This window comes from Fodinibius halophilus, from assembly GCF_011059105.1.
Classification (GTDB): domain Bacteria; phylum Bacteroidota; class Rhodothermia; order Balneolales; family Balneolaceae; genus Fodinibius; species Fodinibius halophilus.
The window spans coordinates 80,932-88,814 of the sequence record NZ_JAALLS010000020.1 but is presented as its reverse complement, the minus strand read 5'-3'; the positions used below and the strand labels follow the sequence as shown (position 1 = coordinate 88,814).

Genomic DNA, 7,883 nt, shown 5'->3' with positions numbered 1-7,883 from the left:
TTAACTCACTGTCCATTTTTTTGTAGCAATTCCAGGCGTTTTATTAGATTAGTTGTTATCTAACTGTATAAACATTCATCAAAGTATTTAAAAAGACGGCTCCCATAAATCGTAATATATCAAAGGTGCTGTCATGGATACTTCAATTAGTCGAAAAGATTTTCTTACTAAAGCAACATTCATTGGTGTTTGTGGTATGCTAACCGGTATTCTCCAAACCCAAAAACAACCTGCTGCTTTTGATCCCAACCTGTTGCTAAACGTTGATGAAGGAGAAATTTATCTCATTGGGGAGCGAAAAGGCCGGGTAACCATCAAAATCGGCAAGCAAAAGAATGGGATACAAACGATGTCGCTTTTAACAGAAGATATTGGTCCCGGAGACGAGATTCCGGTTCATAAACACTCCTCAGAAGAGGAATTTATCTTTATAGAAAACGGGACAGGGATATTTACATTTGGGGATGAAGAGTATAAAGTAACCGCCGGGAGTATGGCCCTGGTACCCCGAACGGTGTGGCACGGACTTCGCAACGAGAGTGAAGAAAATTTAAGAATGGTTTTTGGATATACCCCGGCCGGCTTTGAGAATTATTTCAGAGCTATAGGCGTGAAACCGGGAGCCCCCTCCCAAAAGCTCAGTAGCGAAGACTGGAAGCGAATTAATAGTAAATATGGCGTGGTATATCGTGACTAGTCTACGTTTTGCTATACCTTTAATATACGTTTATTATCATCCCGGGGAAGGGATTTATATAACAACTGCATCGGTTAAAGCTAAAAACTCTATAACTGGCATTTCTATTTCTGATTTATTATCTGGCTTCTAGTTAGTCTGCTAAAGACAAGACTTAGAAGTTACAACGTTTATATTCTTCTTAAGCTTCACTATATCCAAGAGAAAATGATGGAACCCTTTGAATTAACTGTGGACACCGAAACGATTTATGTAAAGATTATTCGTTTTCTGGGTACTTTTTTAATGGGATTTTTTATCGGTTCTATTATCATGAAATACCAATACGATAATTCGGTTGACTGGATGAATGTCTTAATAGGTGTAGGGGGCAGTGCTACTTTTGCTTTCTTTCCGGGACTTGGCAGAAAGCCAAAGCTACAAATTAGCCCTGAGGGTATTTTTCTTAAAAACTATTCAAACTATTCTTCACCGTTGTTTGGCAAGAAAAAATATACGTGGGACACTATTACTGCTGTCAATCTAAAGAAAAATAAAATTCAACTAACAAATAGCATTGGATCAACCGAGAAAATTAAGCTTCCCCTTCATACCAAAGAGCAAGTTGATAACTTGAGAAACTATCTTAAAAAGATCACTCAAAACAAAGACATTGTGTATCAAGAATAAAGCAATAGCTCAATTTAAAAATAGCAGGTAAGCATCTATGAGAAGAAAAGATATCATCAAAGATTTTTTTGAAGAACGACTCCAAAATACTTCCCAGTTTTTTCTGTATAAAGATAAGCGACTACTTAAAAATGGCGAGTATAGAGAATTTGCCAAAGAGCAAATTAATAAAGCCAATAAAACATTTTTGGCAGCTGCCTTTGGTCTGGTGATGGGCCCCTTTTATGGGATTTTCAGCTTAATAGAATATGGTGCAAACCCCAATTGGTTTGATCTGGCTGTGGGATTAGTTGCATGGTCCGCTTTTACCATGGTTTTATTTTTTCGGCCAAAGAGTACTATACCATTAAAAGTTCGATGTCACTATTCATTAAGCTGCTGGATGAAGAAGATAAAGAAACATCTGGCTAATATTATAATTGACAGTATCTAGTTGTTAAAGCAACTTACCTTATCATAATTCAAATGATACCAATTATTTGTAATTGTTGCCCATTAAACTATATTATTTGAAACGGGAACAATATTTATTTCTTATGAAATCACTCCTCAATTTATCAATCTTATTACTTTTTCTATCAGTTGGATGCTCAAAATCAACTGATTCAACAACAAAAGAGATCCTGTTAAGCGGTCAAGTATTAGAATTAAATTCTGACAGTAGTTCCGATCCCATCGCTTCTGCTAACGTAACTGCGGGGGGAGAAACAACAACTTCTAGTAGCGATGGAGACTACCTGCTATATCTTGAGCCGGGTACATATGAGTTAAAAGCCACTAAAAACGGTTTTGAGCCCTACAGTAAATCGATCACTATCCCTGAAGATACGGATGGCCATTATAGAGATATCATAATGACACGCTCTGAGAATTAATATAAAAGAATCGCCTTCTCTTTAAGGATAACGATAAATCATACCCGGAAAATTGGGACTTGAGAACCTATCACCAGATTTCTATAACCTCAATATAAAAAACTCCTGCACGTGTAATACCTGCAGGAGCTGAAGTGTAACCATAGGAAAGATATTACCCTTCCTGTTCTACGATCTGTACATTAAGCTGTAACTTTATTTCCTCACCAACTACGATATTTCCGGCCTCTGTTACGGCATCCCATTCCAGGCCAAACTCTTTTCGGTTGATGGTTCCCGTAATTTCAAAGCCTGCTTTTGTTTGACCATAGGGATCTTGTACCGTACCACCGTGGACAGCCTCAAGTTCTACCGTTTTTGTGTTTCCCCGAATGGTTAAATCGCCAATTAATCGGTAAGTGTCGCTTCCTTTCTTTTCAAAAGCGGTAGATGAAAAGGCCAGCTTCGGATATTCTTCGGCGTTGAAGAAATCGTCTGACTTAAGGTGCTCGTCTCGGTCTTCATTATTGGTATCGATGCTGTTAATATCCGCTTTAAACTGTATGTCTGCTCCCTCAAGTTGTTCACCATCAACTTCCAAGCTCCCCTCGAAAGACCCGAAACTGCCGGTTACGGTCGATATAACAAGGTGCTTTACCTTAAATTGAATTTCAGAATGTGTGGGATCAATCTTCCAGAGTTTTTTTGTTGCTGTACTCATATCTTTTGTTTTATATTAATTAATTTAATGTTTAACTAATATACACTTTCTCGGTTTGGGCTTCAATAACTATTATTTATGAGGCTGATAGAGCCAATGTGGGACAGTATAGCACGAGCGGGACGCTCGCGCTATAAGTGAAATGGCAGTGATCATCCTCCGCCACTACGCTAAAACTTCGAGGCCCATAGCTGCACCTCCTTCGGTTCTCATCTATTACCCCATCAGCAGTAAAGCCAAAAGGAGGACTCTTTCTTGCTCTATCAACGTCTGTCATCTCGAGAGAAGTGAAACGAAACGCGGCGATCTCCCTGACATAGCCACTCGATGCATAAAAGGATATCCCTTAGATACTACGCGACCAAAGAAAGGAAGACTTCTTTTTGTGGTTTTTTAATAAATAGAGGGGCTGGGGTTTCCATAAGATGAATTAAAACATCCCCCCAAGCCCCCTTCGAATTACACTCAGTGCTTGTCATCCAGACAATGACCAAAAGGGGACTATTTCTTGCTTGTTTCACAGTTCTTAATCAACTGGCATAAGGAAATTCTGAGCGGAGGCCGAAGGATGAACAGGATCATTTTATTCCGGGAGATTTTGATCTACCAGACGGTAAATGAGATGCTTTTAAAAGCAAACAGATTCAGGGTATATTTATTGAGGGAGCTTTGGTCCGGTTTCTGTTGGCACATCTGTGATCGATAGTCGATTATTACCGCTACTGGACTTACAGCCTCAATTTATTTAGGGTTATACCTTGTTGAAATAAGTACAGGACAAAATATCCCCTTCAAATGGGCTATTATGATTATAAAAAAATAAACCGTCCTGTGCTGATCTGTGAAACGAAAGCCAATCAAAATTAAAACCATTTGCTTTTATCATCGAAATTTGATGTATTGAGGGTGGATAGACATACTACTGCAATAGAAGATTTGCAGAATTTATAAGGGGTAACTACTAAATATCGATATATGAAGCATCTGCTAGCTATTATATTAATGGCTATTTCTCTGCCATTAATGGGTCAAACAAACGATTTTACCGGGAAAATAACCTATGATTACCAGTTCCAGAGCCCGGAAACCGGTGAAGACATCACCAAAAAAATGAAAAAGTTCTTTGGTACAGAAAAGCACTTTTTCATCAATTCCGAGAATTATCATGCCTATGATGAAGAAGGTACACTCAGACAACTGTATCAGAGTAAAACCAACACCTATTACTTTCGCAGCCCAAATAATCAGCAGCTCATTGCGGTTGAAGCAGAAAAAAGGGTGAGTGAAATTATTTCTGTTGAGCACAGTACCGAGAAAACAGAGGTAATGGGGAGATCCTGCCATAAGCTGGTTATTAAAACAGAGCACGATGAAACCACCTACTGGTATAATCCTGATATCTCAGTAAATCCTAAAAAGTTTAAGAATCATAATTTTGGAGGATGGAGTACTTTTATGAAGGCCAGTAATGGTGCCCTGCCGCTGAAATTTAAAGTTGAAGCTCCCAATTATATTTGGGTATCAGAAGCTGTTGCTATCCAGGAAATGGAGCTTTCAAACCAAGATTTTAATATTTTGACCTCACGAAATCAAAACGAATAACGAGATTCCTTTTAAGAACGAATATATTTAAAAGCCCCCGGCTCAATATTGTGCCGAGGGCTTTTTTATTTGGATACTCATTATTCTTGATAATATTTCGTGCTAAAATATCATCCCAAAATATTATAGACTAATAATGCTATCAGGATAACAAGAAGTATTGCCATAATGCGAAGATAACGTCCCATCTTGCTACAACACTTTTCTAACGAACCCTGACTATCCCCTTCTGGAATCAATGGTATACGCCCCTCTACATATTTAGAACGTACGGCTTCTCGTTTAACAGGTTCTCCATCCCGGCTGTATCCTCTCGTCCTGAAAATAAATTCATAGGTTCCCTCTTGATTCGTCGAGTTATACTTTTTGCCATAGTTACCATCGTCCCGTTCATCATCAAAGTGATTCCCGTCATCCTTTAACGTATGATGTGTAGTGGTTCCATCCGGGGCAATTGCCTCCACAGTAACCGTACAATCCAATACCGGCAAACCAAATTCTGTTACTACAGCATTTAGTCTGATGCTCTCACCAACTTTGACAACGCCGGGCTCAATAAAGGGACGCATTCTGAAATTGGATCCAGCGCCAATAGCTATTCCGTACATAACCGGATTTTCATTTTCAGTACATTTATAGGTAGGCTTAAACCCAAATTCAAATAACTCATTTCCATCATTAGTTTCGTTCCTATGTGTGACATCAACACTTCTATTTCTACTTCCGGGATGGAAACAAGCCTCCCCGTCATGTTTAATAATTGCTTGCCACTCTCCCGCATAACGATGATGCTCTCCCTCCGGCATATTAACTTCCATAAACCGGGCAGTTTTTGTAATTCCAGAACGCAGCTGAAAACGTGGTGGGATATTATTGAGTTCTACAATTTCTCCTAAAGGAGTTTTCAAATAGAATGGTATTCGAATTCCATCCCGATCATAGATCACTACCATAATACTTACATCTCCTTTCAAGACATCAAAGGGAATAGAGTGAGTTTCATGGGGTTCAATTTCAAATACGGGATCAGAAATTATGGCCAGGTCTACACTTTCCATATAGATCTGGGTGAAATGTTTCTCCAGCTTAAAATAAGCTGTCCCTGTAAAACTATTAACATGTAAGAACTCCCCACCACTACCCTGAGCAAGTTCTCCCAATCTCCCATTGTCAATGTTATCACCTATTCCAATGGCATATATTTGCTTATCGGCAGTAGTTGGCAGTGGTTCCGTACCATCTTCACCGATGAGCGTATAGGTCTCCCCATCAGCCGGATTGGTATAGGGGGTATTATCTTTACCATCGGTAAGTACCACAACCGACGTATTGAGCTCTTCTGGCACAGGAGAACGAGGGTTATCATCAATATTATTATAAGCGGTAAGCACACCACCTGCAATTGAAGTTGTACCGGAAGGATTGAAATTAGAACTGTTAAATGCATTGGCAATGGTATCTTGATTGGCCGATGTTACATTTTGGATGCCGAAACCAGGAACAATTTCGGGTGTATCATTAAATCGAATTAATCCAATACGATCTTCCACATCCGGACGGGCCAATTGAACAAAAAGTTCTCCTGCATCCATGGCTGTTTGCATTTTGTTGCGTGCCCCGGAAGTTTCTGCCATACTTCCAGATCGGTCGGTAACCAGCTCAACATCCGTTTTAACCCCTTCAATAATTTGTGCCTCTAAGTTGTGGGTTATTGGATCTGTTGCAATATTTGTAGCGTTATGATTTTCTATCACCAACTCAGCGTTAAAGCCACCCGGTGAACTATCTGCAAAAAAGGTTACACCAAACACTATTTCTCCCGATCCTGCAGTACCCCCACCACAAGGGTCCGTAGGTGCCACTGTTAAAGATAAATTATCAGAAGGACTGGTTACAGAGTCCCCTTCTGTTTGGAGGCCAAACAAATTCGCATCCGTACCCTGAATGCGTACATCGAAATTCAGAGGTCCATCTCCATTGTTTCTGACAGTAATAATCCGAACTGTTCGAAAACCCTGTTGGACCTCACCAAATGATATCGACGGCCCTGTGGGGACCTGTACATCTATCTCGGCGTTGGGTACACAGCCCGCTCCTTCAAGATTTACCGAATGTGGGCTGTCATCAGCATTGGTGGTAAAATTCAACGTTTCACTAAAATCTCCTTCCGTGGCAGGTGAAAATGTAATCGGAACCTCCTTTGAATCTCCCGGACTTATTGTAGCACTGTGCGCTGACCATTGAAAAAGACCACTAGAAGAGCCCGGGAGTTCCAAATCGATATCTGCTTCTCCGTTATTTGTAATTGACAGTTCTTTGGAATCCGATGTGCCGGCTAGCACACGACCAAACGAAATGGTGCCAGCATGTGAAACTGATACTGTAGCTTCTCGAGCTTCTGCCTCACAATGCAACTCTGTATCTCCGTTATCAGGAACAGGATTAATTGCTAGAGTTTCGTCATAATTCCCTAATGATGACGGAGCAAACTGGACCTCTACGTCAACTTCTTCTTCAGGATCCAAGGTAACAGGCAGAGAGGGAGACGTAGAAGCCACGGAAAATGGATCTGAGTCAGTAATACTGTTTAGCTCCATACAATCAGAACCTACATTCTTTATCTTAAAAGTTTTTGTAGTAGTAATTAATGCGGGATCAACTCCCGATCCCAATACCGCATCATCAAACGTCTGAGTATCAGGGATCACATCACATTCCGGGGCAGGTCGATCACAGGCGCTTACTGTGCTCCCCCCCTCTTTAATTAACAGTTGAGTATCTGTTGCTTCGGCGGTAACTTGCATCGATGACGAAAATGGTACAGCGCCACACAATACCTCCCCATTATCGCTACGCCTGATCGAAATGTTATTAATTGTACCAGAATTGGAGGGCGAATATGAGAAAAAAACGCTCCCACTACCGGGACTCTTGTGCACCACTGGCAATCCCACTGTTGAAGGTTCGTTTACAAACATTACTTGCTCAGTATCTACTCCTGAAACTGTTGTCGTATCTACCAGAGTAACAAAACGATCACCATTATTTCGTACATCAAGCACCAAGATATAATTAGCCGGAGTACCAAAGCGTATAAAATGTAGCTGAGCAGAAGGAAATAATTGAAAAAAATGATTATCTCCCCCATGAGAAATTGTAAGTCCAGGATTGGGCCCGCCATTTTCTAATTCTATTGTGGTACCATTGGGAGATGACTCTGTGGTATTTGCACTTTTCCATAGCAATGAGGGATCACTATTAATAAAAAGACCGGTAGAAATATTTAAACAGGGCATAATTATACTCTCTTTTGGTAGTGTTAATTAATACTATAGGTATG

General features: G+C 40.2%; 7 protein-coding genes. 5 read left to right on the top strand and 2 right to left on the bottom strand.

Annotated elements, in window-relative coordinates; genetic code table 11:
• Nucleotides 1-133 precede the first annotated feature (133 nt).
• The 4 genes from G3569_RS14240 (at nt 134) to G3569_RS14225 (ending at nt 2,241) form a co-directional block, all read left to right on the top strand.
• Nucleotides 134-697 (top strand): cupin domain-containing protein, encoded by a 564-nt coding sequence (locus tag G3569_RS14240; RefSeq protein WP_165270326.1) that lies wholly within the window; start codon nt 134-136, stop codon nt 695-697.
• A 207-nt stretch (nt 698-904) separates the two neighbouring features.
• Nucleotides 905-1,366 carry a hypothetical protein gene (locus G3569_RS14235; protein ID WP_165270324.1) on the top strand — a complete coding sequence of 154 codons (462 nt, stop codon included), beginning with the start codon at nt 905-907 and terminating at the stop codon, nt 1,364-1,366.
• A gap of 37 nt (nt 1,367-1,403) precedes the next feature.
• Complete coding sequence (locus tag G3569_RS14230; RefSeq protein WP_165270322.1) at nt 1,404-1,799, top strand: hypothetical protein; 396 nt, start codon at nt 1,404-1,406, stop codon at nt 1,797-1,799.
• Nucleotides 1,800-1,902: 103 nt separating this feature from the next.
• Entirely contained in the window at nt 1,903-2,241 is a 339-nt protein-coding gene (locus G3569_RS14225; protein WP_165270320.1) for a carboxypeptidase regulatory-like domain-containing protein, read from the top strand.
• A gap of 154 nt (nt 2,242-2,395) precedes the next feature.
• On the opposite strand, the gene G3569_RS14220 is transcribed toward G3569_RS14225, so the two are convergent.
• Entirely contained in the window at nt 2,396-2,941 is a 546-nt protein-coding gene (locus G3569_RS14220) for a YceI family protein (protein ID WP_165270318.1), read from the bottom strand.
• Between the two features lie 975 nt (nt 2,942-3,916).
• Between G3569_RS14220 and G3569_RS14215 the strand changes: the two genes are divergently transcribed.
• Nucleotides 3,917-4,543: a hypothetical protein gene (locus G3569_RS14215; RefSeq protein WP_165270316.1), complete on the top strand. Its 627-nt coding sequence runs from the start codon at nt 3,917-3,919 to the stop codon at nt 4,541-4,543.
• Between the two features lie 110 nt (nt 4,544-4,653).
• Here G3569_RS14215 and G3569_RS14210 read toward each other — a convergent pair whose 3' ends face one another.
• A complete protein-coding gene (locus G3569_RS14210) occupies nt 4,654-7,839 on the bottom strand; it encodes a choice-of-anchor D domain-containing protein (protein WP_165270314.1) in 3,186 nt (1,061 codons plus the stop codon).
• Nucleotides 7,840-7,883: the final 44 nt, after the last annotated feature.

Coding starts and splice junctions, on each gene's coding strand:
- G3569_RS14240 (WP_165270326.1), top strand. CDS start 134: ATGGATACTTCAATTAGTCGAAAAGATTTTCTTACTAAAGCAACATTC.
- G3569_RS14235 (WP_165270324.1), top strand. CDS start 905: ATGATGGAACCCTTTGAATTAACTGTGGACACCGAAACGATTTATGTA.
- G3569_RS14230 (WP_165270322.1), top strand. CDS start 1,404: ATGAGAAGAAAAGATATCATCAAAGATTTTTTTGAAGAACGACTCCAA.
- G3569_RS14225 (WP_165270320.1), top strand. CDS start 1,903: ATGAAATCACTCCTCAATTTATCAATCTTATTACTTTTTCTATCAGTT.
- G3569_RS14220 (WP_165270318.1), bottom strand. CDS start 2,941: ATGAGTACAGCAACAAAAAAACTCTGGAAGATTGATCCCACACATTCT.
- G3569_RS14215 (WP_165270316.1), top strand. CDS start 3,917: ATGAAGCATCTGCTAGCTATTATATTAATGGCTATTTCTCTGCCATTA.
- G3569_RS14210 (WP_165270314.1), bottom strand. CDS start 7,839: ATGCCCTGTTTAAATATTTCTACCGGTCTTTTTATTAATAGTGATCCC.